General features: G+C 71.8%; 20 protein-coding genes. 7 read left to right on the forward strand and 13 right to left on the reverse strand.

Going from position 1 to position 26,644, the window contains the following annotated elements; genetic code table 11:
• The first annotated feature begins 571 nt into the window (after window positions 1-571).
• The 4 genes from ACLJQF_RS34150 (at window position 572) to ACLJQF_RS34165 (ending at window position 8,871) form a co-directional block, all read left to right on the forward strand.
• A complete protein-coding gene (locus tag ACLJQF_RS34150; RefSeq protein ID WP_410614534.1) occupies window positions 572-1,693 on the forward strand; it encodes an epoxide hydrolase family protein in 1,122 nt (373 codons plus the stop codon).
• A gap of 923 nt (window positions 1,694-2,616) precedes the next feature.
• Window positions 2,617-4,872, forward strand: coding sequence for a M4 family metallopeptidase (locus ACLJQF_RS34155; RefSeq protein WP_410614464.1), 2,256 nt, complete (start codon window positions 2,617-2,619; stop codon window positions 4,870-4,872).
• A 451-nt stretch (window positions 4,873-5,323) separates the two neighbouring features.
• Window positions 5,324-7,297 carry a hypothetical protein gene (locus ACLJQF_RS34160; protein WP_410614465.1) on the forward strand — a complete coding sequence of 658 codons (1,974 nt, stop codon included), beginning with the start codon at window positions 5,324-5,326 and terminating at the stop codon, window positions 7,295-7,297.
• Between the two features lie 2 nt (window positions 7,298-7,299).
• A complete protein-coding gene (locus ACLJQF_RS34165; protein WP_410614466.1) occupies window positions 7,300-8,871 on the forward strand; it encodes a hypothetical protein in 1,572 nt (523 codons plus the stop codon).
• Between the two features lie 121 nt (window positions 8,872-8,992).
• On the opposite strand, the gene ACLJQF_RS34170 is transcribed toward ACLJQF_RS34165, so the two are convergent.
• Window positions 8,993-9,862 carry a helix-turn-helix domain-containing protein gene (locus tag ACLJQF_RS34170; RefSeq protein WP_410614467.1) on the reverse strand — a complete coding sequence of 290 codons (870 nt, stop codon included), beginning with the start codon at window positions 9,860-9,862 and terminating at the stop codon, window positions 8,993-8,995.
• A 63-nt stretch (window positions 9,863-9,925) separates the two neighbouring features.
• Here ACLJQF_RS34170 and ACLJQF_RS34175 point away from each other — a divergent pair, with 63 nt between their 5' ends.
• From ACLJQF_RS34175 to ACLJQF_RS34185, 3 genes are read left to right on the forward strand one after another with little or no spacing between them, the layout of a single operon-like run.
• A complete protein-coding gene (locus ACLJQF_RS34175) occupies window positions 9,926-10,552 on the forward strand; it encodes a DsbA family protein (RefSeq protein ID WP_410614468.1) in 627 nt (208 codons plus the stop codon).
• An 18-nt stretch (window positions 10,553-10,570) separates the two neighbouring features.
• Window positions 10,571-11,377, forward strand: coding sequence for an MBL fold metallo-hydrolase (locus ACLJQF_RS34180; protein WP_410614469.1), 807 nt, complete (start codon window positions 10,571-10,573; stop codon window positions 11,375-11,377).
• Entirely contained in the window at window positions 11,368-11,772 is a 405-nt protein-coding gene (locus tag ACLJQF_RS34185; RefSeq protein ID WP_410614470.1) for a nuclear transport factor 2 family protein, read from the forward strand. Before ACLJQF_RS34180 ends, ACLJQF_RS34185 begins: the two co-directional genes overlap by 10 nt.
• Window positions 11,773-11,838: 66 nt before the next feature.
• On the opposite strand, the gene ACLJQF_RS34190 is transcribed toward ACLJQF_RS34185, so the two are convergent.
• The 12 genes from ACLJQF_RS34190 to ACLJQF_RS34245 all read right to left on the reverse strand — a co-directional run bounded on the left by ACLJQF_RS34190 (window position 11,839) and on the right by ACLJQF_RS34245 (window position 26,389).
• On the reverse strand, window positions 11,839-16,749 hold the full coding sequence (locus ACLJQF_RS34190; RefSeq protein WP_410614535.1) for an RHS repeat-associated core domain-containing protein: 4,911 nt from the start codon (window positions 16,747-16,749) through the stop codon (window positions 11,839-11,841).
• A 116-nt stretch (window positions 16,750-16,865) separates the two neighbouring features.
• Window positions 16,866-17,180 (reverse strand): hypothetical protein, encoded by a 315-nt coding sequence (locus tag ACLJQF_RS34195; protein ID WP_410614471.1) that lies wholly within the window; start codon window positions 17,178-17,180, stop codon window positions 16,866-16,868.
• Window positions 17,181-17,321: 141 nt separating this feature from the next.
• Window positions 17,322-17,897: a 1,2-dihydroxy-3-keto-5-methylthiopentene dioxygenase gene (locus tag ACLJQF_RS34200; RefSeq protein ID WP_410614472.1), complete on the reverse strand. Its 576-nt coding sequence runs from the start codon at window positions 17,895-17,897 to the stop codon at window positions 17,322-17,324.
• Window positions 17,894-18,499, reverse strand: coding sequence for a methylthioribulose 1-phosphate dehydratase (gene mtnB / locus ACLJQF_RS34205; protein ID WP_410614473.1), 606 nt, complete (start codon window positions 18,497-18,499; stop codon window positions 17,894-17,896). The genes ACLJQF_RS34200 and mtnB overlap by 4 nt, the downstream gene beginning before the upstream one ends.
• Window positions 18,496-19,200, reverse strand: a complete 705-nt coding sequence (gene mtnC / locus ACLJQF_RS34210; RefSeq protein WP_410614474.1) for an acireductone synthase — start codon at window positions 19,198-19,200, stop codon at window positions 18,496-18,498. The genes mtnB and mtnC overlap by 4 nt, the downstream gene beginning before the upstream one ends.
• Window positions 19,197-20,210: a s-methyl-5-thioribose-1-phosphate isomerase gene (locus ACLJQF_RS34215; RefSeq protein WP_410614475.1), complete on the reverse strand. Its 1,014-nt coding sequence runs from the start codon at window positions 20,208-20,210 to the stop codon at window positions 19,197-19,199. The genes mtnC and ACLJQF_RS34215 overlap by 4 nt, the downstream gene beginning before the upstream one ends.
• Window positions 20,210-21,328: an acyl-CoA dehydrogenase family protein gene (locus ACLJQF_RS34220; protein ID WP_410614476.1), complete on the reverse strand. Its 1,119-nt coding sequence runs from the start codon at window positions 21,326-21,328 to the stop codon at window positions 20,210-20,212. The genes ACLJQF_RS34215 and ACLJQF_RS34220 overlap by 1 nt, the downstream gene beginning before the upstream one ends.
• Complete coding sequence (locus tag ACLJQF_RS34225; RefSeq protein ID WP_410614477.1) at window positions 21,325-22,047, reverse strand: nucleoside phosphorylase; 723 nt, start codon at window positions 22,045-22,047, stop codon at window positions 21,325-21,327. The genes ACLJQF_RS34220 and ACLJQF_RS34225 overlap by 4 nt, the downstream gene beginning before the upstream one ends.
• On the reverse strand, window positions 22,044-22,892 hold the full coding sequence (locus tag ACLJQF_RS34230) for an ABC transporter permease (RefSeq protein WP_410614478.1): 849 nt from the start codon (window positions 22,890-22,892) through the stop codon (window positions 22,044-22,046). Before ACLJQF_RS34230 ends, ACLJQF_RS34225 begins: the two co-directional genes overlap by 4 nt.
• Window positions 22,889-23,896, reverse strand: coding sequence for an ABC transporter permease (locus ACLJQF_RS34235; RefSeq protein WP_410614479.1), 1,008 nt, complete (start codon window positions 23,894-23,896; stop codon window positions 22,889-22,891). Before ACLJQF_RS34235 ends, ACLJQF_RS34230 begins: the two co-directional genes overlap by 4 nt.
• Window positions 23,893-25,368, reverse strand: a complete 1,476-nt coding sequence (locus ACLJQF_RS34240) for an ABC transporter ATP-binding protein (protein WP_410614480.1) — start codon at window positions 25,366-25,368, stop codon at window positions 23,893-23,895. The genes ACLJQF_RS34235 and ACLJQF_RS34240 overlap by 4 nt, the downstream gene beginning before the upstream one ends.
• Window positions 25,349-26,389: a BMP family ABC transporter substrate-binding protein gene (locus ACLJQF_RS34245; protein ID WP_410614481.1), complete on the reverse strand. Its 1,041-nt coding sequence runs from the start codon at window positions 26,387-26,389 to the stop codon at window positions 25,349-25,351. The genes ACLJQF_RS34240 and ACLJQF_RS34245 overlap by 20 nt, the downstream gene beginning before the upstream one ends.
• Window positions 26,390-26,644 lie beyond the last annotated feature (255 nt).

Raw genomic sequence — 26,644 nt, forward strand, 5'->3', positions numbered from 1 at the left:
GATCCGCGAGGTCGTCCTGGGCTTGCCGGGCAAGTCGACCAGGCGGCGCCGGGGAGCAAAGCGGTAGGAGCGATGCCCGAAGTCACGTCAGGAGGGCGTTCTTTCCCGCGAAGGAGCGGGGCAGATATTCGGCTCGAGCCCTGGACGCTCGCACCCGTAGCGCATATCGTCTGGTCACTACGTCCCCATGAAACGATTCAACTACTGCTCGAGGGCTACGCAGTCCCGGAGGTGCATCGCGGCGCAGCCTGCCCACCGTGGAAGAACATCACCCGGAGGTGCTGATCAAGCGTGAAACGCGACCTGACGGACAGATCCGACGTTCGTCCGCGGCAGGGCCGCGGGCTCCGCCCTGGCGGGATTCGCCCCGACGCTGCGACACCGCACAGAGCCTGCTCAACTTCATGAACGCCCTGGGTGGCGGATCGGCCCGGCCGCGGGCCTGTCCGGCATCGTGCCGGTGCCGGTGGCCCTCGCCGTGCTCGCAGCACTCCCCCTGGGCGCGCTCATCGTCAGCCTGCCCGGCGCCCCGGCACCTGATCCGGCAAAAACGTCACCGAGAAAGGAAGCCATGGCCGCCGAGCCGTTCGAGGTCAGCGTCACCGAAGCCGAGATCGCGGATCTGCGTGACCGGTTGCGCCGGACGCGGTGGCCCGAGCCCGAGCCGGTGGACGACTGGTCACAGGGAATCCCGCTCGCTTACACGCAGGAGCTCTGCCGCAGCTGGGCCGAGGACTACGACTTCGGGTTCGCCGAACGGCTGAACGTGTTCCCGCAGTACCGCGACACCGTCGACGGGCTCGGCATCCACTTCCTGCACGTCCGCTCGCCGGAACCGGCCGCTTTCCCGCTGGTGCTCACGCACGGGTGGCCGGGTTCGGTGCTCGAGTTCCTGGACGTCCTCGGCCCGCTGACCGACCCGCGCGCGCACGGCGGGGACCCGGCGGACGCGTTCCACGTGGTCGCGCCGTCGCTGCCCGGCTACGGCTGGAGTGACAAGCCGTCCACGACCGGGTGGGGCGTCACCCGCATCGCGCGCGCCTGGGACACGCTGCTGGTTTCGCTGGGTTACCCCCGGTACGGCGCGCAGGGTGGTGACTGGGGTTCGGCGGTGTCCGGCGCGCTGGGCGAGGTGGCGCCCGAGCGGGTCGCCGCCGTGCACCTGAACCTGGGGTCCGTGGCGGCGGGCACGTTCGACGACCCGACACTCGCGGAGCTGGCGAACCTCGAAGCCGAAAAGGAGTTCCAGCGCACCGGCCGGGGGTACTCGGCGCAGCAGGCGACCCGGCCGCAGACGCTCGGCTACGGCCTCACCGACTCCCCGGCGGCCCAGGCCGCCTGGATCGCCGAGAAGTTCTGGGCCTGGACGGACCACAACGGCCACCCTGAGGACGCGGTGTCGCGGCAGAAGATCCTCGACGAGATCTCGGTCTACTGGTTCACCGCCTCGGCCACGTCGTCGGCGCGCCTGTACTGGGAGAGTTTCGCCCACTTCCGGGACAAGGTCACCGCGCCGTCCGGACTGTCGGTCTACCCGCGCGACATCACCCGCCCGTCGCGCCGGGAGGCCGAGCTGCGGTTCACCGACCTGCGCTGGTTCGAGGAACTGCCACGAGGGGGCCACTTCGCCGCGCTGGAGCAGCCGGACTCGCTGGTCGAACAGGTGCGCGGGTTCTTCCGCCTCTTCCGCTGACCGTCGATCCCACCCCCGGGAAGCCCGCGCCCACCGGGAAATGGTCCCGCCGGCAGCGAACGCGGTCTCACCGTCCCGAGTGGACGTTCGACACGAGAAGGTGTTGCGGCGCCGTGGGTGCGCAACAGCTGGATCTACGGCTACGACGCCGAGCTCACCCGCCGAGGGCCCGGCTCACGCGCAGCGCACCTTCCGAGTCACGCGTGAACACCGCGGCCAGCAGGCCGAAGTCACACCGAACGCAAGGCACACCCGGATGACCTTCACCAGCAAACCGCCCCTGCGGGTCGGCGTACGCGACCCCGACAATCCCGACCACCACTGGACCGCCCCTCCGGCGCCCGCCGCCTAAAAATACGGCCGATTCAGGGTTGTGCGGCAAGCAAAAGGCAGACAATCAGGTTGTCAGACGGCACGCGGAGCTACACCCTTCCGCCGCCCGCCGCGCCAAGAGGGCCCGGGCATCCGCAGCCCAGGCACTTCGTGCTCGGCGAACTCGGCGACCCGGCTGGCTCGTGGCTCAGAACCGGCGCCGCCGCGGACGCGGTGGTGCAGCCGTAGATCACGATGAACACGTCCTTGTTCGCGACCGCTGTCGGACTGAGTGCCGGCAGCAGGTCTGATCAGCACGTCGGCCAGGGCGAGGAAGCCGAGATCGTCCGGCGTTCGGATGGTGTCGCCGACAATACCTACGAAAGTCGGTCCGGCCGGGGGTACGGCGGAAAGCCCCTGCTGTGAAGGGGTATGCACGAATTGATTCGATAATCCTTAACGTACCGTTGGTCCGTTCGGCGCCTTGACGCCTTGATCCACTGATCCTTTACTCGGATGCGTCCGGACGCATACCTCCCGTCGACCCCCGGACACGTCTCCCTCTTCCTCTTACCGGACCTCGATTCTGCCTTCATGGAAGGAAGACCTCGATGACCCATCGTGGGTTCAGCACGGGCTTGGCGGCCGCCGCCGGGTTCGCCATGACGCTCGCGTTACCGGTGACCCCGGCGAGCGCAGCGTCCCCAGCACAGCCCGCCGCCCCGGAAGCGGTGGCCGCCCGCGCCGCCGACCAGGCGGCCGCCAGCGGTCTCGACGCCCTGCGCCGCGGCCCGGCCGAATCGTTCCAGCGCATCGGCCTGACCGCCGGCGGCGCCGGCCTCTTCTACGGCGCCTACCAACGCACCTACCAAGGCCTGCGAGTCGTGGGCGGGGACGCGGTCGTCGTCGCCGACGGCGCCGGGCGCGTGCGCGGCACCAGCTCCGCCGAGACCGCAGCCATCACCGTCGGGACCCAGGCGTCCCTCGACGCGGCCAAGGCCGCGGCCACCGCGCGCGCTCAACTGCCCACTGTGGACAGTGTGAGCACGCCGGAAAAGGTGGTGCTGGCCGGGGCGAACCCGAAGCTGGCCTACGAGGTCGTCGTCGCCGGGCGCACCGCCACGGCACCGAGCAACCTGCACGTGTTCGTCGACGCGGCGACCGGCGCGATCCTCGACAAGCGGGACGACGTCAAGGTCTTCGCCTCCGGGGCGAAGGGCCAGGCGCAGCCCGCCACGGCGAACCTCGCCGGCGCCGGCAACAGCTATTACGTCGGGAACGTCTCCATCGACACGACGCAGTCCGGCACCACCTACAGCCTGCGTGACCCGGGCCGCACGGGCATCAGCTGCGGCCGCGAGGGCGGTTCCGTCTACAGTGGACCGGACAATGCCTGGGGCAACGGCTCCGGTACCGACCTCGAAACCGCCTGCGTCGACACGCTGTACGGCGTCCAGACCGAGTGGAAGATGCTCGCCGAGTGGCTCGGCCGCAACGGCATCAACGGCAGCGGGACCGGCTACCCGGCTTCGGTGGGCCTGTCCGACGTCAACGCGTACTGGAACGGCTCGTCGACGCACTTCGGGCATTCGCAGGACAACCAGCGCCAGGCCACCTCGATGGATGTCGTCGGGCACGAGTTCGGGCACGGCATCTTCCAGTTCACCCCGGGCGGTGCCGGTTCCGGCAACGAGAACGGCGGCATGAACGAGTCGACCGGTGACATCTTCGGCGCGCTGACCGAGGCGTATGCGAACAACGCCAAGGACACGCCGGACTACGAGGTCGGCGAGGGCGTCAACCTGGTCGGCGACGGCCCGATCCGCTACATGTACGACCCGTCGAAGGCGGGTGACCCGAACTGCTACTCCTCGTCGATCCCGAGCACCGAGGTGCACGCGGCGGCCGGCCCGCAGAACCACTGGTTCTACCTGCTGGCCGAGGGCTCGAACCCGGGCGGCGGCAAGCCGGCCAGCCCGACCTGCAACAGCTCGACCGTCACCGGTGTCGGCGTCCAGAAGGCCGGCCAGATCTTCTACAACGGCCTGCTGAAGAAGACCTCGTCGTGGAATCACAAGGCCGCCCGCAAGGCGACTCTCGAAGCCGCGGTCGCGCTCTTCCCGGGCAGCTGCGTCGAGTACAACGCGACCAAGGCCGCGTGGAACGCCATCTCCGTCACCGCCGCCACCGGCGAGCCGGTCTGCGGCGGCGACCCGGACTACGCGGTCACGCTGAGCCAGCCGGCCGGGACCGTCCGGCCGGGCGGCTCGACCACCGTCACGGTGAACACCGAGCTCACCTCGGGCACGGTCCAGGCGATCACCCTGTCCGCGTCCGGCCTGCCCGACGGCGCCACCGCGACGTTCAGCCCGGCGACCGTCCAGGCGGGCGGCAGCTCGACGCTGACGATCGCGACGTCGTCGTCGACCCCGGAAGGCACCGGCCCGATCACCATCACCGCCGACGGGACCGCCACCGACCACACGGCGCAGTACGCGCTGACCGTCGACAGCTCCGCCTGCCCGCCGGTGACCAATTCGACGCGGCTCGACATCCCGGACTACCCGGGTGCCGCGGTGAGCAGCACCAACACCATCGACGGCTGCGCGCGCAACGCTTCGGCCGCGACCAAGGTCGAGGTGCACATCGTCCACACCTACCGCGGCGACCTGGTCCTCGACCTGATCGCCCCGGACGGCACCTCCTACCGGCTGAAGAGCAACAACAGCGACTCGGCCGACGACATCGACACCACCTACACCGTCGACGCCTCGGCCGAGGCCCCCAACGGCGCGTGGAAACTCCAGATCAAGGACGTGGCCGCCATCGACATCGGCTACCTGACCTCCTGGACGCTCACCATCTGATCGGCCCCGAGGGCGGCACTTTCTCGTGAAAGTGCCGCCCTCGGGCGTTTCTCCCCCACCCCCAAGCCCTCAGGCGTTCGGGACGGCGATGTATTCGAAGACGGAACCGTCCGGATGCCTGGCCACCAGCCGTTCCCCGTTGGGCCCGGCCGACGGCCCCCTCGATGATCTCGCCGCCGGCCAGTTCGATGTCCCGGACGACCGGTGCGACGTCGAACACGAGGATGGTTGGTGGGAACGGGGCGCGTCGGGATGGCACGAACCGCGCCTCGTCGCCCCTCGCCCCGCCGGCAGCGGGTAGGCACGTCGCACCGGCTGCCCCTGGCCGGAACAGCAGGCGCCGGCCGATCGGTACACTCGTTCGGCCCAATTCCGGCCCGCAGCCGCCGTTTTTCCCGCGCATGTCGGCGTTTTCCTGACTCCGGGCGCGTGACCTCCTACGCTCGGTCGGGTGGACGGCATCGAGAGTCTCCGGCACGCCATCGAGACGATCCCCATTCCCGGCGCCCCGCCCCGGCTGTCGCGGCAGGGCGCGGCGGTCGGGCTGGCACTGCTGGACACCTCGCTGCGGCTCAACCACGTGCGCCGGCTGACCGAGCGGCTGACCGTGGTCGAGCACGGGACCGCGCGCCGCAGCACCGAGGTCGACGTCAGTCTCAAGCTGCTCGACGAGGGACAGCGTCAGGCCACCGCGCAGCTGCAGGACCTCATCGGGCGGGAACACGGTGAGCGGGCCGCGTCGCGGCCGGCGCGGCACCGGTCCCTCTGGGTGCCGCTGGCCCGGCTGCCGCGCCGCGACGTCTCCCCCGTCGACGTCTTCGACAGCTCAGGCCAGAAACTGCCGCGGCTCACCCAGCACGAGGCGTCCCGGCTGGTCGCCGCGGGGCTCTACCGGCTGCTGCGGGGGATCCTCGCCGGCGACGAGAACGCGCAGACCGCCAAGCACGAGCTGAACACCTTCCTCTTCCAGGTGCACGAGCCGCGCTGGCTGATCCAGCAGGCGCTGCTGACGCTGCTCACCGAGCGGAACCACCCGGAAGAGAGGTTCAGGCTGGCGCCGGCCGACGGCACGGTGCCCGGCTACGGCCGGCAGTGCCGGGAGCTGGCTCTGGACGTGCTCTCCGGCTGTTCCGACCTGCTCGTCGAATACGCGTACCTGCTGAATGTCGCCGTCCGCGACTACATGCTCGTGGTGGCGCTGGACGACTCGGTCGAGGAACACCGGCTCAGCTACGAAACCCCGCTGCACGTCGACGCGCGCCGGTCCGTCGCGAAGGAGCAGTGGCGGCGGCTGGCCGCCAGCCGCCGCGGCTATGTCGTGACCTACGAGACCATGATCCCGGCCACGCTGAAGTCCTACCACCTGGTGGCGCGGACCGCGCCGGAGGCCGAGATCTCCCGGATGTACCTGTCCACCGACGCCGACCAGCACCAGGTGGACGGCCTGGCCGAAGACCTGCTGTCGCTGGCCGAACGGCAGGACGCCGCCCCGGTGCAGGAGGCCGACGGCGCCCGGCACAAGATCCTCGAACTGCAGGCGCAGACCGTGCTGCGCCGGCTGGCGGACCTGGTGCGCCGACGCAATTGGGAGGCCGGCCAGTCCGGGGTGGAGCTGTCCCCGCGGAGCCTGCCGGCCTGCCACCTGCTCACCGCCGCGGCCACGACGGGCGAGGCCGTGCGGACGGACTCGGGCGAGCTGGACAACTCCCTGCGGCGGCACCCGCAGTTCACGGCCGCGAACCTGCGCGAGGCCGCCCGCGAGCTGACCGACCGGGAGTTCGGGCAGGACCTCGTCCTGGTCAACGGCATCGCCGAAGACGAGGCGCGGGCGTACTGGCGCCGGTCCGGCGGTCCCGACCCGCGCGGCGACCACATCCGGGTGCGCGCGACGCTCGTGCTCAAGGACTCCACGAAGGCCGGCCCGCTCAACGTGACGTTCTACGCGCTGGCCGTCGCGACGGTCTCGTTCGTGCTCGGGTGGCTGCTGGTGGGCCGTCCGTGGCCGTACGGCCGGGAAGCCACCGAAGCCCTCGGCCACATCGGCGACGGCCAGTCCGTGATCACCATGCTGCTGCTGTTGCCCGGCTTCCTCTACAGCCGTCTGTCGCTGCCGCCACGCCGGACCGTGCTCGGCTACCTCGGCACGCTTCCGCAGGCGCTGGTCCTGCTGAGCATCGCGGGCGTCGCCGGGTTCGCCGCGGCTGTCGCGACGCAGAGCCGGGGCGAGATCGTGCAGGTCACGCTCACCATCGCGGTGGCACTGCCGGTGCTGGCCGCGCTCGTGCTGGTGAGCCAGGCGTCGTGGCGCGAATCGGCGATCCCGCTGTCGCGCATCGGGGCGCCGCGCTGGGCGGGCGCCGGCGCCTGGGACCGCCGCGAGCCGCTGGACGCCGACGTGCGGTTCGACTCTTCCGGCGGGTGGTGATGATGGGCAGCCAGCGGATCTCCGTGCGAAACGTCGCCGACCTGGCCCGGGCCGGCTTCGAAATCGCGCGGCAGCCGGTGACCAAAGTGGACTTCGAGGTGCACCACGCGGCGGCCCGCCCCGGCTACCTGCGCGAGCTCGTGTCCGCGGGCACCGACAGCGCGGTCTTCCTGGAAACGCTGTGTTCGGCCACGAACGGCGCCGGAGTCGTGATCGGCACCCGCACCCGCAAGCCCCTCGACGGCACCGAGGTGGTCGAGCGCGTCGACGGCCAGCAGCCGGCGGAGCGCCCCCAGAAGAACGTGGGCAGCTGGGTCTTCCAGCAGACGACCTCGCCCAACCCGACGTTCATCTACGAGTCGGCGCAGACCTTCGAGGGCCTGATCGCGGTCGACCCGGGCGCACGCGAAGTCTTCGAGTGGCACGGCCTGGCCGTCCGCGACCTGGTCAAGGAGATCTCCGACGCCGCGTCGTCGCTCATCGACGCGCCCCTGTTGTCGCTGCAGTGCCCGGCGCAGCTGCCGACGGTCGTCAAGACCCGCAACCACGACCTGCGCACCCGCAAGGAGGTCGCGCCACCGTGCGCGTCGCTGGCGGTCCGGTTCGCGATCGCGCTGCGGGACGTGTCCGCCGCCGCCCGGTTCGAACTGGCCGACCGGTTCCGCGAGCTGTGCGAGAAGCACGGCTACAGCCTGTGGCTCGCCGACACGCGGCCCGGCCACCGCCAGGGGAACTGGTTCGAGGTCTCCCACGCCGACGGCCAGTTTTCGCCGCTGTACCGGGGAGAGCTCCGATCCCGCCAGCGTATCGGCACGATCCTGCCGCTGACCTTCGTCGGCCCGGCGCGCATCGGCTCCACCCACGCGATCGCCTCCTTCCTGCAGCGCTACACCCAGGTGGGGGTGGTCGGCTGCGCGGGCACGACGCTGTCGGACGTCGCGTTCGTCCACCTGCAGCTGTCGGTCCACGGCGTGGCCGCGGACCGGCTGAACCGCATCCTGGGCAAGCTGCTCGGCGAGTCCTCGACGCCGGCCCGGCCGCACAAGCTGCTGCGCGAGCTGTTCAAGCGGCTCGGCCTGCCGCCCGACCCCGACGGGCCGAGCTCGGCCGCGCCGGACCCGACCAGCGACTACCAGACGTTCGCCGGCCCCGCGTTCCCGTACCGCCCCTTCCAGATGCCCGACTGCATGGCCGTGTGGGTGTCGTGGGAGGTCGCCCGCCAGCACCGGGGTCTCGCGGCGCCGCTGGACTGCCTGTACCGGGCCCTGGCGCAGATCGCGCCCGAGGTGCCCGTGGCGGACACCACGGCGTCGGCGGCCGACCTGGCCACGGTCGAATACCTCATCTGCCGCGCCACCGAGCAGTCGGTGGTCCGGGGCAAAGCAAAGCTGGCCGTGCCCAAGGCGGTCCTGCAGCAGTTCTCCTCGGGCGGCATCGAACAGCCCGCGGCGAAGTTGTGCTCGTCACTGGAAGAGGCGTGGAAGGCGCACGTCGACCAGTCCGAGCTGGACGGTGTGGGCGAGCTGACGGTGGCGTGGCGCGAGTCCTGGCTCGGCCACTGGACCTACTCGTGACCGCTCAGGTGGAGTACCGGTAGGTCAGGCAGCCGGGGTCGCCGCCCTGGGGAATCGTCTCGACGAACTCGGCGACGGGCCCGCGCCCGGCTCGATCAGTGATTTGGCCGGGCTGTTCCGGTCAGCGCTGCCCGGCGTGCGGCCGCACGCGGTCTCGGAAGGCGGCCGGGGTCGTACCGGTGCGCTGCTGGAAGTACTTGGAGAAGTTGGACGGGTCGTCGAAGCCGAGGTCCGCGGCGATACGGGCCACCGGGTCGCGCCCGTGGGCCAGCAGACGCCTGGCTTCGAGCACGATGCGCTCGTCGACGAGCTGTTTCGCGGACAGGCCGGTGTTCTCGCGGGCGAGCCGGTTGAGCGTGCGGGCCGAGTAGCCCAGCCGGGTGGCGTAGTCGGCGACCTTGTGTCGCGTGCGGAAGCTCTTCTCCACTTCCTCGCGGAACCACACGAACGCCTCGCGTGTGGGCGGGCGGCGGCCGCTGCCTTCCGGGACGGCCATCACCAGCAGGAGCAGCGCCGCGGCCAGAGTCCGGGCCAGCGCGGCGTCCCGGAGGGCCAAGTCCGGTGCCGCGGCCGTGACGCGCGCTGCGGCCAGTGCCGCCTCGGCCGGTGTGCCCGCGACCGTCGCGGCAGCCCAGTGGTTGGGCATGGCCACCCCCGCGGACCGGATCAGCTCCCAGGTGCCGGCGTCGATCGCCGAGGGAGTGAAGAGGAACACCGGGCCCTCGATGTCCCCGATGGCACCCCACTGCTGCACCTGGCCCGCCCGCACCCAGAGCAGGTCGCCCGGGCCGAGCGAATAGCCGGTGAAGTCCACCGTGTGCACCGCACGGCCGGACTCGATCTCGATCAGCAGGTCGAAGCCGAGGCGCTGAGGCTCGACGAACTCCTGCGGCCCACCTCGGTCACGCATGCGCGCCAGCGACGTGAGCTCGATCTCGCCGGCCACCCCGGGCGGCGGCTCATACCGGACGGGCCGGATGCTCTGTCCCATTTTCACCATGATACGTCCTCTGAGCACCGTGAAAAGCCCAGCTCGGCTTCATAGCCTATGGTCATGAAAGCGAAATTGACCTATGTGTTCGACGCTTACTGCGGCTGGTGCCACGGCTTCGGCCCGGCCGTCACCGGGTTCACCGCCGCCAACGCCGGCCGGATCGAGCTGGACGTCGTCAGCGGCGGCCTGTTCACCGGGGCCCGGGTCGCCCCGATCGGCACCATGCCGTACGTCGCCGGCGCCAACGCCCGCATCGCCGAGCTGACCGGCGCCGAGTTCGGCCCCGGCTACCTCGCCCTGGTCGCCGACGGCCGGTTCCGGATGGACTCCACAGCCGCAGCTACCGGCTTCGCCGCCCTGCGGACCCTCGCTCCCGAGCGGGCCCTCGAAGCCGCCGAAGCGATGCAACGCGCGTTCTACGTCGACGGGCTCAGCCTGTCCGAAGCCGACACCTACCGGCACCTCGCCGGACAGCTCGGCCTGGACGCCGACACCGTCCTGACCGGACTGGCCGCCGCCACCGCGGCGACGCAGGACTTCACCCGCGCCGCCCGGCTGGGCGTCACCTCCTACCCCACGCTGCTGCTGCACACCGGCACCGGCGTGGTGCGCCTCGGCGGCCCCACCTCGACCGCCGCCCAGCTGACCGACGCCCTCGACCACCACCTCGCTTCCGTTTCCGCCTGATCCCGAGAGGAAAACCCCATGAGCACCCTCGAGTACAAGATCATCGACGCCGCCGACTCCTCGCTGAACAAGACCAGCGTGCTGGTGACCGGCACGACGGAAGCCGTCGTCGTCGACGCGGCCTTCACCCGGGCCGACGGGCACCGGATCGCCGCCGAGGTCCTCGACGCCGGCAAGCGGCTCACCACGGTGCTGATCACCGCCGGCGACCCCGACTTCTACTTCGGCGCCGAGGTCCTCGCCGACGCCTTCCCCGAGGCTGTCTTCCTGGCGCCGGCCGACGTCATCGAGCACATCCACGAGACCTACGAGAAGAAGCTGACCGCGTGGGCGCACCTGGGCGCCAACCTGCCCACCCGGCTGGTGGACATCACGCCGCTGACCGCCGCTTCGGTCACTGTGGACGGTGTCGCGCTCGAAGTCCGCCGCGGCAGCACCGCGCTGGGCGACCGCGCCTGGTACGTCTTCGAACCGGCCGGACGCGCCCTGCTCGGCGGGGTGCTGCTGTTCGAGGGCCTGCACGTCTGGACCGCCGACAGCGCCACCACTGAACAGCGCACCGAATGGCTTCGCGTCCTCGACGACCTCGAAGCACTCGAACCGGCGTTCGTCGTCGCCGGCCACCGCGTCGCCGGCGCGCCGACCGACTCGACGGCGATCCGGCACACCGCCGAATACCTGCGGTTCTTCGAAAAGACCATCACCGAGTCCGCCGATGCCGCCGCGGCCGAGGAGCGGCTGCTCGCTGCCTACCCGGACGCCGGGCTGAAGATCGCCGCCTCGCTCGGCACCAAGGTCGCGAAGGGAGAACTGACGTGGGGCTGACCGAAGACACGCCCGCCGCCGTCGTCCGGCGGCAATACCTCGCCTCGGCGGCGGGCGATCTCGCCGCCCTGCGCGAGACGCTCGCCCCGGACGTCGAGTGGACCGAAATGGCCGGATTCCCACTCGCCGGCACGTACCGCACGCCCGACGGCGTGACGAGCGGAGTCATGGAGAAGCTGGGGCAGGACTGGGAAAACTGGACCGCCCACGACGACACCTACGTCGCCGATGGCGAAAACGTGGTCGTCCTCGCCCGCTACACCGCGACCCACAAAGTGACCGGCAAGACGCTGGACGTCCGGGTGGCCCACCACTTCACGGTGCGCGGCGGGCTGATCGTCCGGTTCGAACAGTTCACCGACACCGCACTCGTCCGCGACGCCGCCACGCCCTGACCGCCCGGCGGGACCAACCCGGTTGGCCCCGCCGGAGCACCGTCACGCACGACTACTGACACCGGCTCAGCTCATGGCCCCCGTCAGCGTGTCCATCTTCGTGCCCACCGGCGGGAACCTCGGCAGGAAGTTCTTCTCCTTCGCGAAGCCGATGTACTGCTGCAGTTCCGGGGTCAGCCCCTTGTACTCGGCGTTGAGCACGACATGGTCGCGGATGGACCGTTCGAACGGGTTGGGCGAGTTGGGGAACTTGACGTTCGGGCTCGCGTCCACCGAGTACTCGACGTGCAGGTTCTGGATGTCCTGCCGCACCTTGTTGTACTGGCTCGGGTCGAAACCGGCGCGGTTGAGCGCCGCGTCGTTCGGCATGTTGGCCTTGAGCTGCTCGAGACGCACGTTGGCGTTCTTCAACGGTCCTTCGAAGGTGCCCGACATGTTCTTGTTCGCCGTCGACGTCAGCGGCGTCATGTTCTCCGAAACGCCCGGGCCACCGAGGTTGTCGTTCTGCAGGTGCCCGCGGATCCACCGGTTGCTGCCGTTGGGGTCGTAGCCCTTGACGTTGGCGAGCTCGTTCTTGAGCTCGTTGCTGTAATTGGCGTGCGGAGTGTCCTCGAGGTTCTTGACGTCGGTGAGCTCACCCGGCTGCGGCTTCGAACCACCCGGCCGCGGGCTGCCGTCCAGGGTCTGCGGGCCCGAGGTCGTGCCGCCGCCCTGTGATGTGGTCCGCCCGCTGGCCGGGTCCTTCGGACCGCGGGGCGGCGCCGACGAACTCGGCGTACTCGACGACGTGTTCCCGGAAGCCGTGCCCTTCTTGGGTTTCGTCTTCGGGTACGGCGAAAACGGCTTGACGGCCGACTGCAGGGCCGCCTTGCACTTGCCGGCGAGCTTGCGGCCGGAGAACCGGCGCTGGTCGCCGGGGTCGTCCCCGAACCCGCCACCGGCGGTGAGGCCGAGCGGGTCGGCCTGCAGCAGCGGGTCGCCCACGTAGGTCATGGGGTTCGGCGCGGGTTCCAAGCCGAGCGGATCCGGCGAGATGTAGCGCGCGTTCGCCGGGTCGTAGTAGCGGAAGACGTTGTAGTACAGGCCGGTTTCCCGGTCGTGGTATTGGCCGGGGAACCGCAGCGGCGTCGCCGTTCCGCCGGGCGGCGTCAGGCCCCACAGGCTGAGGCGGACCGGCTGCACCACACCGTCGTCGACACCGACCAGCTCGAGCGGCGTGCCGACGTCGTCGGTGACGAAGGCCGACAGCCGCGTCGTGCCGTCCGGGCTGGTGACGGCCTGCGCGACCGGGCGACCGCCGTCGGGGTGGTGGATCCAGGTCAGCGTCTCGACCGCAACACCGCCGACGGTGTGCAGGGCCTCGATCAGCGTGTTCCCATCCCAGACGAACTCGACCTGCTCGGCGACGCCACCGGCCGCGTCCAGGCGCTGCTTGGCGACGCGGCGGTCGAGTGCGTCGTAACGGTAGCGCCACGACGTCCCGTCCGGCGTGCGCACGCCGGTCAGGTGGTCGTGCGCGTTCCAGGTGAACGTCCAGGTCAGCTCGGGGCTGCCGGGTTCGGCGACGGTCCGCCGGACCAGCCGGCCCTGCGCGTCGTGGACGTAGCGGACCCGACCGGCCGCGGCCAGGCCGGTGTCGGCGTAGCGCCGCGGCCCGGCTTCGAGGCCGGTTCCGGGGGAGGAATCGACGAGATTGCCGAGAACGTCGTAGGCGTACCGTTCGGCCAGCGTCGGCGTGACCGCAGCGGTGACCCTGCCGACCGCGTCGTAGTCGTAGCGCACGCCGCCGACCGGGTCTTCGCGAGCCGCCACGCTGCCGTCCGGACGCCGGTGGTAGCGCCGCACGCCACCGGGGATGTGTTGCACGGCGAGGCGCCCGACACTGTCGAACTCCTGCCTCAGCAGCCGGTTGGACCCGGCGTCGATCGCGACCGGGCGGCCCGCGTCGTCACGGTGCAGGATCAGCGTGGCCCCGGCGGCGGCGAGGATGTCCGCCCGATCCTCGGTGCGGCTCCAGCGCACGTCCAGCCCGGACGGGGTGCGCCGGCCGGCGGACGACCCGTCCGGGTAGGCGAAGGTCGTGGTGCGCCCGGCGGTGGTCTGCCGGACGACCCGGCCGTCGGCGTCACGCTCGAGTTCGATCGCCGTGTCCGGCCCGGTGGCGGCGATCAAGCGGCCCACCGGGTCGTAGCGGTACCGGTCGGTCCCCGCCGCGCTGACGCGCTCGATCACGTTGCCGAGCAGGTCGTGGTGGTACTCGACCGTCTCCCCCGCCGCGTTCACCAGGCGGATCAGCTGCCCGGCCGCGTCATACCCGCACTGAGTGACCCGGCCGGCGAAGTCGGTCTGCGTCAGTAACCTGCCCTCGGCGTCGTAGCCGAAGGTCCACGTCTGCCCGGCCGGGTTGGTGACGGCGACCGGCCGCAGTTCGGGGTTCGAGCGGCGGGTGGTGCGGGCGCCCGCGGGATCGGTCACGGCAGTGACGATCCCGAACGGCCCCCGCTCGGTCCCGGTGACGCGGTTGATCGCGTCGGTGTGCGACGTCTCCCCGCCCTCGCCGTCGTAGGTCCACCGCTGCCGGGCACCGTCGGCGGCGACGGCTGCCTGCAGGTCGCCTTCGACCGTCCAGCTGACGGTGGTCCGGCTGCCCGGCTTCCGGATCGTCCGCGGCCGGCCGAACAGGTCCGGATCCGCCGCCGACGCGTCCGGGGTGTCTTCGGCGGGCGCGTCTTCGTCGTCGGCGACTCCGAGCGGATCGGTGTAGGGGTCCGGCAGGGCGGGCGCGGCGTACCGGCGCCGGAACGTGCGGCCGCCGTCGGTCACCTCGATCTCGAGCGTGGATTCGGTGCGCTCGGTCAGCACGGCTCGCGTGCCGTCCGGGCGGGTCACCGCGCGGAGGATCCCCTCGGTGTCGTGTTCGAACTCGGTGCGCCGGCCCAGCGGGTCGGTGCGGGCCAGCAGGAGGTTGTGCGGGCCCCATTCGCTGTGGGTGACACCGCCCAGCTTGTCCGTCTCGGCGAAGACGTTGCCGGCCGCATCGAACTCGAAGACCTTCTGGTGCCCGAGGGAATCGGTGGTTGTCGTGCGGCCGTCGGCGTAGCTCAGCGAACCGTCGAGGTAACCCTGGTCGCCGACGGTGCGCACGCAGCGGCCCGCGTCGTCGTAGACGTAGCGGTACCAGGCGCCGTTGTGATCGGTCCAGGCGGTGATCCGGCCGTCGGCGTCGTGGTCGTACAGCGCCGGGCGCGGCGTGGAGTTCGCGCGGCGCGCGAGGTGGCCCTCGGTGTCGTAGTCGTAGCGGGCGACCAGGACGTCGCCCGCGGGCGCGACCGCGCGGACGGCCCGCACCCGGCCCGCGGCGGTCTCGAACGCGATGCGGGCGCCGGCGGAGTGCGTGAGCCCCGAGGGCGCGCCCGTGAGGTCGTGCTGGACTTGGACGAACTCGCCGTCGTCTGCGCGGACCTCACGCAGCAGCCACTCGTCGCGGACGCCGGGAGCGGGAACGAATCGCCGGGCGAGCCCGCGGCCGGGGTCGGTGACCACGTAGTCGTCCCCGTCCGTGTGCAGCCGGCGCGGCGGCCCGTGCTGCGCCGTCACCGCCGTGCCCGGCAGCGGGACGGCGAAGGTCAGCACCATCGCGTCGGCCGAGTGGTACCGGAGTTCACCGCCGGTCAGGATCAGCCGCTCGTCCAGCAGCGACGCCCACGAGCGGCCGAACCACCGGCCGTCGCGGTAGGAGGAGACGTGGTTGCGGGTGATCAGCTCGCCGAGCTCACCGGGGACGACGAGGTCGACCTCGGTGAGCAGGACGTCGCCGGTCGCGACGTCGATCGGGTCGAACTCGCAGACCTTTTCGTCGGGTCCCTTGTTCTTGGCCGGGTCCGGACCGCCCCTGGGGGTGCCGCCGCCGTCTTTGGGCGGACTCTTCGGCGCGCCCGACGGCGTGGTCGAACCGCCGTCCGGGGTGGTGTCCGGGCTCTTCGGGGAGTCGTCCGGGCCCTTCGATGCCGGCGGCGGGTCGGATTTAGGCGGATTGTCGGGACCTTTCGCGCCGGAGGGCGTGGTGTCGTCGCCCTTCGCGCCCGAAGGTGTCGTGGAGTCGCCTTTCGGGGGCGGATCGGTCTTGGGCGGCGGTCCGTCCGGGCCGCCCTTGCCGTTCGGGCCGCCGATGTCCTTCGGACCGCTCTTGATGTCATTGTGCTTCGGCGGCGGCGCCGACTTACCCGGCTTGATCTTCCGCAACGCCTTCGCCGCATCCGAAAACAGATCACCCGCCCGCTTGAGCAGCGGAACCAGCGCCTTCAACGCCGTCACCAACCGCTTCACCAGATCCGCGATCTTCGACGCCGTCTTCGCCACCGCAGTGATCACCTGCGGCACCACCCAGGTCATCCCGATACCCAAAGTGAACAGCACCTGCAACGCCCAGCTGATCAGATGCCCGACCAGCTCCGCGATGATGTCCCGCACCAGGGCGCGCACCGCCGCGACGACCTCACCAGCGGTCTTCACCCCACTGGAGGCGCCTTCGCAGCCCTTCTGCGCCGTCTCCAGCAACGTCACCGTGTCCTGCGCCCGCTGCCGGTAGGTGTCCGCGGCAGCGCCGGTCCACGACACCGTGTCCGCCTTGACCATCCCGGTCAAATCCTCACCGACGCTGCCCAGCTCGGTGGCGATGTTCTTCCACGTCTCCGACTGCGCCGCGATCTCATCGGCATTACCGGTGAGACCGTTCAGAGCCTCCTTCAACGGCCCGACGTGCTCGATCAGCCACCCCACCCCGGCCGCGAGAATCGCCCCGAACGGATCCATCGCCATCGACAACGCATCCAACGCCGTCCCGACAGCCCCGAGCGCCACCGACGCCCAGTCCCCGCTCTCGATCGCCGACTTCAGATCGTTCGCCGACTCCAGCAGCGAAACACCCGAATACGCCTTCGTCGAGTCCTGTGTCGGCGCGACCAACGGATTGCTGATGACGCTCCCCCTCCGCGTGATCCCGATGAATCCACGATGATATCCGTCATGCCGGGCAGGCCGGGCCGGGCACCGCGATACGACTGCCCGGCTGTCCCTCGGGATCTGCCCGATCTTCACCGGGACGGCGGTGTCACCGCCCGTGCCAGGCCCTCAACCCGGACAAGCTGCCCACCCGCCGCTACCCGGAGGACGCTTTTTGCCTGCACCGGAGGTAGCCCCGGCGAGTCCACCGTGACCACGCGGTCCGGACGGAAGATCACTGCCGACATCTGGGTCCGCTGCCACGGCGTGACCCCGGTGACGTCTTCGCCATCGGTGACGTCACGGCCGTCCCGGAAGCCAAGCCGGCGAAGGCAGCCGGGCAGCAAGCCGCGAACATCCGGGCCCTGATCGAGGGTGGCGGCGACCTGCACCCCCGCGCCCGGCATCGCGCTGCTCCTGGGCACGCGGGGGGAGGCGCCTCCGACAACCCCGCGGTCGGTGTGCTGGGCGCGGAACGGACGTCGCGGATCAAGGGCCGGAGCCTGCGGGTCGACTCCTACCTCGAACTGCTCAACCTGGATCGGTGATCAGCGGCCGGCGGCCAGGGTGTCGAAGTCCGGGAAGTCCGATGACAGCGTCGCGCCGGTGAAGTTGCCGACCCAGCCGCCGTCGTCGTGGAAGAAGCGGATCGAGACGTAGTCGGGGCGGGTGCCCATGTCGAACCAGTGCGTCGTGTTCGCCGGGACGCTCAGCAGGTCGCCCGCCTCGCACAGCACCGCGTACACGCTTGCGCCCACGTGCAGGTAGAACACCCCCGCGCCACGGGCGAAGAAGCGGTCCTCGTCGTCGTCGTGGGTGTGCTCGGCCAGGAACTTCTGCCGGGCCGCCGCCGCTTCCGCCACCCACTCCGGGTCGTCCGACGGCGTCATCCGGACCGCGTCGACCACCTGGTAGCCCTCGCTCGCGGCGATCCGGTCGATCTGCGGGCGGTAGGCGGCCAGGATCTCCTCCTGCGTCGCCGCTTCCGGCAAGTCCGCGGCGACGTCCCAGCGTTCGAACCGCACATCGAGCGGCTTCAGCACGTCCGCGATCTCCGCGGCGTCCTCGCTGCGCAGCGTCACCTCGTCGGGCCGGTCGTCCGGCCACACCGTCAGCAGCGTCATGCCACACCCCTTTTCGTCTCGACCGCGAACCGCAGCAACCACTCCAGGCACTCGAGCCGGTGCCGCGCCTGCCGCAGGTCCTCTCCCCAAACGTAGATCCCGTGCCGCGCCACGAGCAACGCCGGCGTGTCCGAGCGGTAGCCCGCTTCGAAGGCGTCACCGAGCACGCGCATGTCCTGCCCGTTCGGGATCACCGGGATGGTGACGAGGTCGTCGTGCGCGGCCCGGCCGAAGCCCTTGAGCATCTCCAGGTCCCGCAGTTCGACGCCGCCCGGCCAGTACTCGGCCGCGACCACGGGCGCAAACGCGTGCACGTGGACCACCGCCCCGGCGCCGGAGACCGAGGCGATCCGGCCGTGCAGCCCCGCTTCCGCCGACGGCACCTTCACCGGGTCGGTGGTGGCCCCGGTCGCGTCGACCACCACGACGTCGTCGTCGGTCAGCTCGCCCTTGTCGCGGCCGCTGACCGTGACCGCGAGCCGCAGCGGGTCGTGCTCCAGCACCACCGACAGGTTGCCCGCCGTCCCGCGCATCCACCCCAGTGCCGCGTACCGGGCGGACTCCAGCGCCAAGGCCCGGCCGGCCTCCGCCAGTGTCGTCACTTCGCCACCACCTCGACGTCGGCGAACGACCGCAGCCGCGGGTGGGCACCGAAGCCGGCGTGCTCGAACGGCTCGCCGGCGCGCGCGAGGCCGCCGGTCTGCCAGCCGTCTTCCGCCGCGGCGTCCAGCTCCGCCGGGACGTCGGAGAAGAACACGATGTCCCCCGGCTCGGCGCCCAGCGCCGTCGCGATCGACCGGTACGACGGCGCCTCCCGCTTCGGCCCGGCGTTGACCGTGTCGAAGTGCCGCTCGAACAACGCGGTGACGTCGCCGTCGGTCGTCCGCGAGAACGATGCCACCTGGCCCGCGACCGAGCCCGACGAGAACACCGCGAGCCGCAGCCCCGACTCGTGCCACGCCCGCAGCGCCGGCGCGACATCGGGGAAGAACTCGGTCGTGAGGTCACCGTCGGCGTAGCCGCGCTGCCAGATCAGGCCCTGCAGCGTCTTGAGCGGCGCGGCCTTGCGGTCCTCGTCCATCCAGCGGTGCAGCACCGCGACGACGTCCGCGGTGGACGCGTCCGCCGGCAGCCCGCCCAGCTCCTTCGCGGCCGCGATCGCGGGCTCGTCCGGATGCGCGTCGATCCACGGGCCCAGCCGCGGCCGGGCGTAGTCGTAGAGCACCACGTGCACCTGGCTGGTGGCGGTGAGCGTGCCCTCGATGTCGAGCACCACCCAGCGCGCGACGATCTTCGTGGTCACTGGTTCTCCTCCCCTTCCTCGTAGTAGCCGCCCAGCTCGTCCGGAGCGAACGGGCCGCGATCGGTCACCACCGTGGTGACGAACCGCGGCGGTGTGACGTCGAAGGCCGGGTACCGCCCGCGGACGCCCTCGACGGTGGTCCGCCGCCCGAGCACGCTGAGCACCTCATCCCCCGGCCGGTGTTCGATCGGGACGTCGGCGCCGGTCGGTGCGAGCTGGTCCGGCGCCTGCACCAGGGCGTGGAACGGCACGCCGAACGCGTGCGCGGCGATCGCGAGGCCGAGCGTGCCGATCTTGTTGACGACGTGGCCGTCCATGGTCACCCGGTCGGCCGCGGTGACCAGCGCGCCGATCCGCCCGGACGCCAGCTCGGCGGCACCCGCGCCGTCGGTGATCAGCGTGGTGTCGACGCCCATCTCGGCGAGCGTCGCCGCGGTCAGCCGCGCGCCCTGCAGGTACGGGCGGGTCTCGGTGCAGACGAAGGCGGGTTCCTTGCCGAGCCGCCCCGCCGCGCGCACCAGCTCCACCAGGTAGAGGTCGGCCCAGCAGTGCGTGAGCACCGTTCCGGTCGACGGCAGCAGCTCGGCGGCGTACGTCCCGAGCGCCCGGCTGCGCGCCCGGTACCGCTCGTCCCCGATTCGCGCTCCGGCTTCGGCCGCCTCGACGAGATCACCGCCCGCGTCCACTTCGGACAGTACAAACCGGACTGCCTTGCGGAGGTGATTGTTGGTCGGCCGGGTCATGATCAGCCGTTCGCCGGTGCGCTCCAGGTACGCGCGCGCTTCTGCGCGCGGCAGGGCGGCCGCTTCCCGCGCGGCGAGCACCATCCCGCCGAGCGCCGCGAAGTACGGCCCGGACGACTGCGTCACCATGGTTTCGATGGCCACGGCGACGTCTTCGGAGGTCTCGCAGCGCACCCATTCACGGCGGAACGGGAATACCCGCCGGTCGAGGATGTGCACCCCGTCCGGTTTGATGCGCACGCTGTCCGCCAGTACCGGCGTGCTCATCAGCTGTACCCCGTGAGCTCGGGCGGGGTGCCGCGCAGGAAGTGGGCGCCGACCTCGCGGGCCTTATAGACGACCGGGTCGTGCAGGGTCAGCGTCCGGGCGTTGCGCCAGAACCGGTCGAAGGCGTAGCGGCCCGCCGTCGACCGGGCACCGGTGAACTCGAAGACCTTCGATGTCGTCTCCACCGCAGCTCGGCTCGCGACGATCTTGGCCGAGGACACCGCGATCGCCGCTTCGGCGCGTTCGGCGTGGGTCAGCGACGGGCCGCGCTCGTCGGCCTGGCCGAGCGCGGTGACGGCGGCGTCGACGGCGTGCCCGGCGGCGTCCGCGAAGGCGACCAGCTCGCCGTAGCCGGTCAGCGTGTAGGGGTCGTCGGCGGCGGTGCCGACGCCGGATTGGAACCACGGCCGCGCCCGGTCCCGGGTGTAGCCGGCCGCTTCCCGCAGGGCGCCGAGCGCGAGTCCGACGTAGACCTGCGCGAGCATCAGCTGGAACCCGAGCGCCGCCAGGGAAAGCCGCGGCACCCGCGGGTCTGTCTCGCGCTCCGGCTGAACTCCCAGGACGTCGGTGACGCGGACCGCGGTGAACCGGACGCCACCGCTGGCGGTGAGCCGCTGGCCGATGTTGTCCCAGTCGTCGGCGTGGGTGATCCCCGGGGCGCGCGCGTCGACGACGAACGTGAGCTTCTCCCCGGTGTCGGTCCGGGTCGCGCTCACCACGAGCCGGTCGGCGACCGCGGCACCGGTGGCGAAGGTTTTGGCGCCGTCGACCACGAACCCGCTGTCGGCCGGCGTGAGCCGCAGGGCCGCGTCGAGCGGATTGCTGACGCCGGCCCAGAACCAGCCCGGCTCGGTGTCCGCGCGTGGCCCGAACAGGCCGGTCCGCCAGCGCTGAAGGTAGTGGTAGCCGAGCAGGTGCCCGACGTTGGCGTCGGCGGCGGAGACGATCCGCGCGGCCGTGTTCGCCGCCGCCCAGCCGTCGGCGTCGAGGACGCCGAGCAGCCCCGAGAACCGCAGCAGCCCGACTTCGGCGACCGGCGGTCGCCCGGCGCGGTCGCGTTCGGCGGCGTCGGACCGCAATGCCGTCGCGGTCTTCTCGGCGGCTTCCCGCCAGCTCATCCGGCACCTCCCAGCTCGACCAGGGCATCAAGGGCCACCCGAGCCCCGCGGGCGACCCCGGCGGCCACGATCTCCCGGTGTGGCGCGTACGCCGTGGGATCGGGGTGGTCGGGACGGGCGTCACCGTCGATCACGAGGAGGCCGCCCGCGCGCAGGCCGCGCAGTGAAGCGAACACCAGCAGCGTCGCCAGTTCCATCTCGATGGCGCTCACCCCGGCGGCGAGGTACTCGCGCATCGGCGGCTTCAGCACCATCGGGCTGAACGCCGCGCGCGTCCAGACGACGCCGCGGTGGGCTTCGGGTGCCGCCCGGCCGAGTGCGAGGACCGCTTCCGGGGTCGCGAACGCCGGGTACTCGGGGTGGATCAGCTGCTGGGTGACGCCGTCGTCGCGGACGGCGGCCTCGGCGATCACCAGGTCGCCGTCGGCGATGCCGTCCCGCAGCGCGCCGGCGGTGCCCAGCCGCAGGAACGTGTGCACGCCCGCCTCGGCCAGCTCGCCGAACTGGCAGAGCGCGCCCGGCCCGCCGACGCCGTGCGACGACACCACCACTCCGGTGCCGCGCCACCGGCCGGTGAACGTGCGGTACTCGCGGTTCTCTCCGGCGAGCACGGCGTCTTCCAGCAGCTTCGAAACCGCCGTGGCGCGGTCGGGGTCGCCGACGACCAGGGCCAGCGGGGGCAGGCCGGTGCGGGGGATCTTGGTGATCGGCAGCGTCACGCGACCTTCTCCTTCCGGGCGCTGGACAGGAACAGCGCCAGCAACGTCACGACGTAGGGCGCGGCATCGGTGGCCTGCTGGGGCAGCCCGAGGCCCTGCAGCCGGAAGCCCAGCGCCTCGGCCACTCCGAACAACAGCGCGGACAGCAGCACGCCCAGCGGGTGTGCGCGGCCGAGCAGCACCGCGACGACGGCGATCCAGCCGCGGCCGGCGGTCATGTTCTCGGCGAAGAGCGTCACCGAGCCGAGCGAGAGCTGCGCGCCGCCGAGGCCGCAGAGCGCACCGCCCGCCAGGATCACGCCGTAGCGGTAGCGGGCGACGGGGACGCCGAGGGCGAGCGCCGAGTCCGGGCGCTCCCCCAGTCCTCGCAGCCGCAGGCCCCACGGGTGCCGGTAGAGCAGCACCGCCAGCCCGGGCACGGCCAGCCAGGACAGGTACACCAGTCCGGACTGGCCGCCGAACAACTCGCCCAGCCCGGCCAGCGACGGGTCGCTGAACGAACCCTGCGTCCCGAAGACCGTCCGGATCAGGAAGCTGGTCAGCCCGACGGCCAGGAGGTTGCTCGCGACGCCGAGGACGATGGGATCGCCGCCGAAGGTGACTGTCCCGACCGCGAGGACCAGCGAGTACGCCGTCGCGGCCACGACGGCGGCGAGGACGCCGAGCCAGGCACTGCCGGTGTACCAGCTGCCCGCCACGGCGGCGAAGCAGCCGACGAGCATCGTGCCTTCCAGCGCGATGTTGAACACCCCGGCGCGCTGGCAGAGCGCACCGGCGAGGGCGGCGAACAGGATCGGCGTCAGCGCGGTGAGGGCCGAGGAGAGGAGCCCGGCGTCGAAGATCATGCCCGGCCCCGCTTCCGCAGCACGCCGGTCGTCGCGGCCAGGAACAGGATCAGCACGGCCTGCAGGACGGCGGTCAGCTCGCGCGGCACCTGGGTGGCCCGCTCCATCGCGAAGCCGCCGCTGGTGAGCGCGGCGAAGAACACCGCCGCGACCAGCGTGCCCAGCGGACTCGCGCCGGCGAGCAACGCGGCCAGCAGGCCGATCCAGGTGTACTGCGGGGTGACGAGCGCGCCGTCGATGAACCGGTACGGGAAGCCGAGCACGACGATCGCGCCGACCAGCCCGGCGATCCCGCCGGACACGGCGAGCAGCCGCAGGGTCAGCCGGGGCCGGTCGATCCCGGCGTAGGCGGCGAAGCGCGGCCCCCAGCCCGTCACGCGCGACTCGAAGCCGGCGGGGGTGCGCGCGTCGATCACCGCGTACGCCACGGCCACCGCCGCGACGAGCAGGATCCCGGACGTCACGCCACCCGCGCCGAACTCGGGCAGCCGGGCGCCCGGTGGCAGCTGACCGCTCTGCGGCAGGCTGGACCCGGCGTCCTTCATCGGGAACCGCACCAGGTAGCCGGCGAAGGACATCGCGGGGTAGCTCAGCAGGAGCGTGCTGATCAGCAGCGGCACGCGGAAGCGGTTCTCACAGACCGCCGCCAGGGCGGCGTAGGCGGCGCCGGCGACCGTTCCCGCGGCCAGCGCGAGGACGACGCGCAGCGGCCCGGGCCCCGGGACGTGCAGCCCGGTCGCGAGCGCGCTGATCGCGCCCAGCACGAGCTGGCCTTCGCCGCCGAGGTTCACCATGCCCGCGCGCAACGGGACCGCCAGCGCGACCGCCATGCCGGCGACCGGGACCGCGTAGGCGAGCGTGTCGGTGATCCCGTCCGGGCCGAAGGCGCCGGTGACGATGGCGGCGTAGGCGGTCAGCGGGTTCGCGCCGGTGGCCAGCAGCAGCACGGCGCCGAGCACCAGCGCCGCAGCGGCCGGGACGAGCCGGGCGAGGAGCGGTTTCACGCGCCACCTGCCATCGCGAGCCCGACGTTGTCCTGGTTCGCCTCACCGCGGGCGAATTCCGCGGCGATGCGGCCTTCGTAGAAGACGAGCACCCGGTCGGACAGCGCCAGGATCTCGCTCAGCTCGGCGGAGATCAGCAGGATCGCGTGCCCGGCGTCGCGGTACTCCACGAGCCGCGTGTGGATGTTCTCGATGGCCCCGACGTCGACGCCCCGGGTCGGCTGCTCGGCGATCAGCAGCGGCGCGTCGTGGGTCAGCTCGCGGCCGACGATCGCCTTCTGCTGGTTGCCGCCCGAGAGCGTGCCCATCGGGACACCCGGGTGCGCCGCGCGGACGTCGAACCGTTCGAGGATCTCCCGCGCGTGCCCGGCGACCGCCCGCGGCCGCAGGAAGCCGCGGTGGCTGAGCCGGCGCTGGAACCCGGTGAGCAGGTTGTCCCGGACCGGTGCCGTGGGCGCGGAGCCGGTTTCGGCGCGGTCTTCCGGCACGTGGGCGAGCCCGGCGCGGCGCCGTTCGCCCACGTTCAGGCCGCGCAGGTCCCGTCCGCGCAGCCGGATCGCGCCCTGCGCCGTCCGGGCCCCGGTGATGGCCTCCACCAGTTCGGTCTGCCCGTTGCCCGCGACCCCGGCGATGCCGACGATCTCCCCGGCCCGGACGGTGCAGGCGACGTCGTCGAGCGCCACGTCGAGCACGGGTTCGCCGGGCCTGCCCGGCGCGTGAACGCGGTCCAGGTCGACGTCGCGGCCGGTCATCGCGGCGGCGAGGCCGGCGGCGGCGAACTCCGCCGTACGGCCGCGCGCGCTCACCCGGCCGTCGCGCAGCACGGTGACGTTGTCGCTGACCGAGAGCACTTCCTGGATCTTGTGGGACACGAACAGCACGGTGCGGCCGTCGGCGGCGAGGTCGCGCAAGGTCGCGAAGAGCCGCTCGGTTTCGGCCGGGGTCAGGACCGCGGTGGGCTCGTCGAGGATCAGCACGTCCGCCCCGCGGTGCAGCAGCTTGAGCAGCTCCACGCGCTGGCGCACGCCGACCGGCAGGTCGCGCACGCGCGCGCCGGGGCGCACGTCCAGCCGGTGCCGCTCGGCCAGCTCGGCGACGCGGGCGGTCGCGGCGCGCCGGTCGAGCAGGCCACGCCGGGTCGGCTCGCTGCCGTAGACGACGTTCTCGGTCACCGTGAGCTCGCCGAAGAGCGCGAACCCCTGCTGCACCATGCCGATCCCGGCGTCGATCGCCTGCGCGGGTGAGCGGAAGGAGACCTCTCTTCCGTGCAGCCGGATCGTGCCCGCGTCCGGCCGGTGCAGCCCGTACAGCACCGACATCAGGGTGGACTTCCCGGCGCCGTTCTCGCCCATCAGCGCGTGGATCTCGCCCGGGGCGACGTCGAGGTCGACCCGGTCGTCGGCCAGCACGCCGGGGAACCGCTTGACGATGCCCCGCAGCGAGACGGCGGCGTCAGGACTGGGCGGGGTCATCGACGGTGAGCGCGCCGGAGACGATCTGGTCGCGCAGCTCGCCGACCTTCGCCAGCACGTCCGGGTGCGCGGCCACGGTGCACTGCGACGTCCCGGCGTCCGGCTGCAGCCCGGTCAGGGAGATGCCGTTTTCCTTGACACCGTAGGATTTCGTGCCGCCGCCCTGGCCGCCGAGGATGGCGTCGACGCCATCGCCGATGACGACGTTGGTGCGCTTGATGACGTTGTCGGCGACCTGCCCGGGACTGGCCGGGCACTGGTTGGCGTCGACACCGAAGGCGAAGAACCCACCGGCCTTCGCGGCCTCGAAGACCCCGAGGTTCCCGGCGGCGGACGCGGCGCCCATCACGTAGTCGACGCCTTGCCCGCCCAGCGTCGCGGCGAGCGCTTTGGCGCGGGCGGGGTCGTTGAAGGGGTTCGCGCCGCCGATGAACAGCGGGCTGAAGGTGGTGCCCGGCTTGGCCTTGGCCGCGCCCTGACCGAACGGCACCGAATAGCGGCGGAACTGCGGCGTGTCGAGCACGACCACCGCGCCGACCTTGCCACTCTTGCTCAGCAGCCCGGCTTCCGCACCGGCCAGGTAGGTGCCCTCGTGCTCGCGGAAGACCGCGCACGTCACGTTCGGGTACGGCTTCGGCGTGCACGAGTCGACGAACAAGAACTTCTGCTCCGGGTTCCGTTCGGCTTCGCTCGCGAGGGCGTCGGCGAAGTTGAACCCGACCGCGACGACGACGGCGGGCTTCTCCCGCACGGCGGCCGAGAGGTTCTGCTGGATGGAGGCGGGGTCGGTGCTCTGGTAGACCTTCTGCGTGCCGTTGTGCTTCTTCGCGGCGTCTTCGATGCCCTGCACGGCGAGCTTGAGGAAGTCGTTGACCCCGACCGGGTTGGGCGTGACCAGCACCAGCGCGGGGCCCGCGGGGGCGGCCCCGGCCGCGGGCTTGTTCGCGGCGGCGTTGCAGCCCGCCAGCACGACGGCGGCGGACACGGCCACGACGGACCGCAGCAGGGTTCTCGGCGACATGCCCCGGACTCTAGATCGGCTGCCCACCATGTGACACCGCGTTCCACCAGATAGGAACCCCCAGCTCGAGGCCGGTCTCGCGGGATCGCTGCCCGCCGGTCAGCCCGGGAGCTCGGCCAGCGTCTGCGCCCAACGGCGAAAGCCCGAGTCGGCTCCTCGACAAGGTGGCGGCGACGCGCAGCGCCACAGGAGTGGCCAGATCGGCCGCGGCCGCCCGATCCCGTGCGCCCGTGGTCACGTCCCCAGCGTGCCCCA

The sequence above is a fragment of the Amycolatopsis sp. lyj-109 genome (assembly GCF_046548995.1).
Taxonomy (GTDB): Bacteria; Actinomycetota; Actinomycetes; order Mycobacteriales; family Pseudonocardiaceae; genus Amycolatopsis.

What these genes read in the sequence shown, in the direction of transcription:
- ACLJQF_RS34195 (WP_410614471.1), bottom strand. Translation starts at nt 17,180, where the DNA reads ATGCCGGGCGCGGGGGTGCAGGTCGCCGCCACCCTCGATCAGGGCCCG.
- ACLJQF_RS34150 (WP_410614534.1), top strand. Translation starts at nt 572, where the DNA reads ATGGCCGCCGAGCCGTTCGAGGTCAGCGTCACCGAAGCCGAGATCGCG.
- ACLJQF_RS34245 (WP_410614481.1), bottom strand. Translation starts at nt 26,389, where the DNA reads ATGTCGCCGAGAACCCTGCTGCGGTCCGTCGTGGCCGTGTCCGCCGCC.
- ACLJQF_RS34155 (WP_410614464.1), top strand. Translation starts at nt 2,617, where the DNA reads ATGACCCATCGTGGGTTCAGCACGGGCTTGGCGGCCGCCGCCGGGTTC.
- ACLJQF_RS34215 (WP_410614475.1), bottom strand. Translation starts at nt 20,210, where the DNA reads ATGAGCACGCCGGTACTGGCGGACAGCGTGCGCATCAAACCGGACGGG.
- ACLJQF_RS34165 (WP_410614466.1), top strand. Translation starts at nt 7,300, where the DNA reads ATGGGCAGCCAGCGGATCTCCGTGCGAAACGTCGCCGACCTGGCCCGG.
- ACLJQF_RS34220 (WP_410614476.1), bottom strand. Translation starts at nt 21,328, where the DNA reads ATGAGCTGGCGGGAAGCCGCCGAGAAGACCGCGACGGCATTGCGGTCC.
- ACLJQF_RS34175 (WP_410614468.1), top strand. Translation starts at nt 9,926, where the DNA reads ATGAAAGCGAAATTGACCTATGTGTTCGACGCTTACTGCGGCTGGTGC.
- ACLJQF_RS34200 (WP_410614472.1), bottom strand. Translation starts at nt 17,897, where the DNA reads ATGACGCTGCTGACGGTGTGGCCGGACGACCGGCCCGACGAGGTGACG.
- ACLJQF_RS34240 (WP_410614480.1), bottom strand. Translation starts at nt 25,368, where the DNA reads ATGACCCCGCCCAGTCCTGACGCCGCCGTCTCGCTGCGGGGCATCGTC.
- ACLJQF_RS34230 (WP_410614478.1), bottom strand. Translation starts at nt 22,892, where the DNA reads ATGATCTTCGACGCCGGGCTCCTCTCCTCGGCCCTCACCGCGCTGACG.
- ACLJQF_RS34180 (WP_410614469.1), top strand. Translation starts at nt 10,571, where the DNA reads ATGAGCACCCTCGAGTACAAGATCATCGACGCCGCCGACTCCTCGCTG.
- ACLJQF_RS34170 (WP_410614467.1), bottom strand. Translation starts at nt 9,862, where the DNA reads ATGGGACAGAGCATCCGGCCCGTCCGGTATGAGCCGCCGCCCGGGGTG.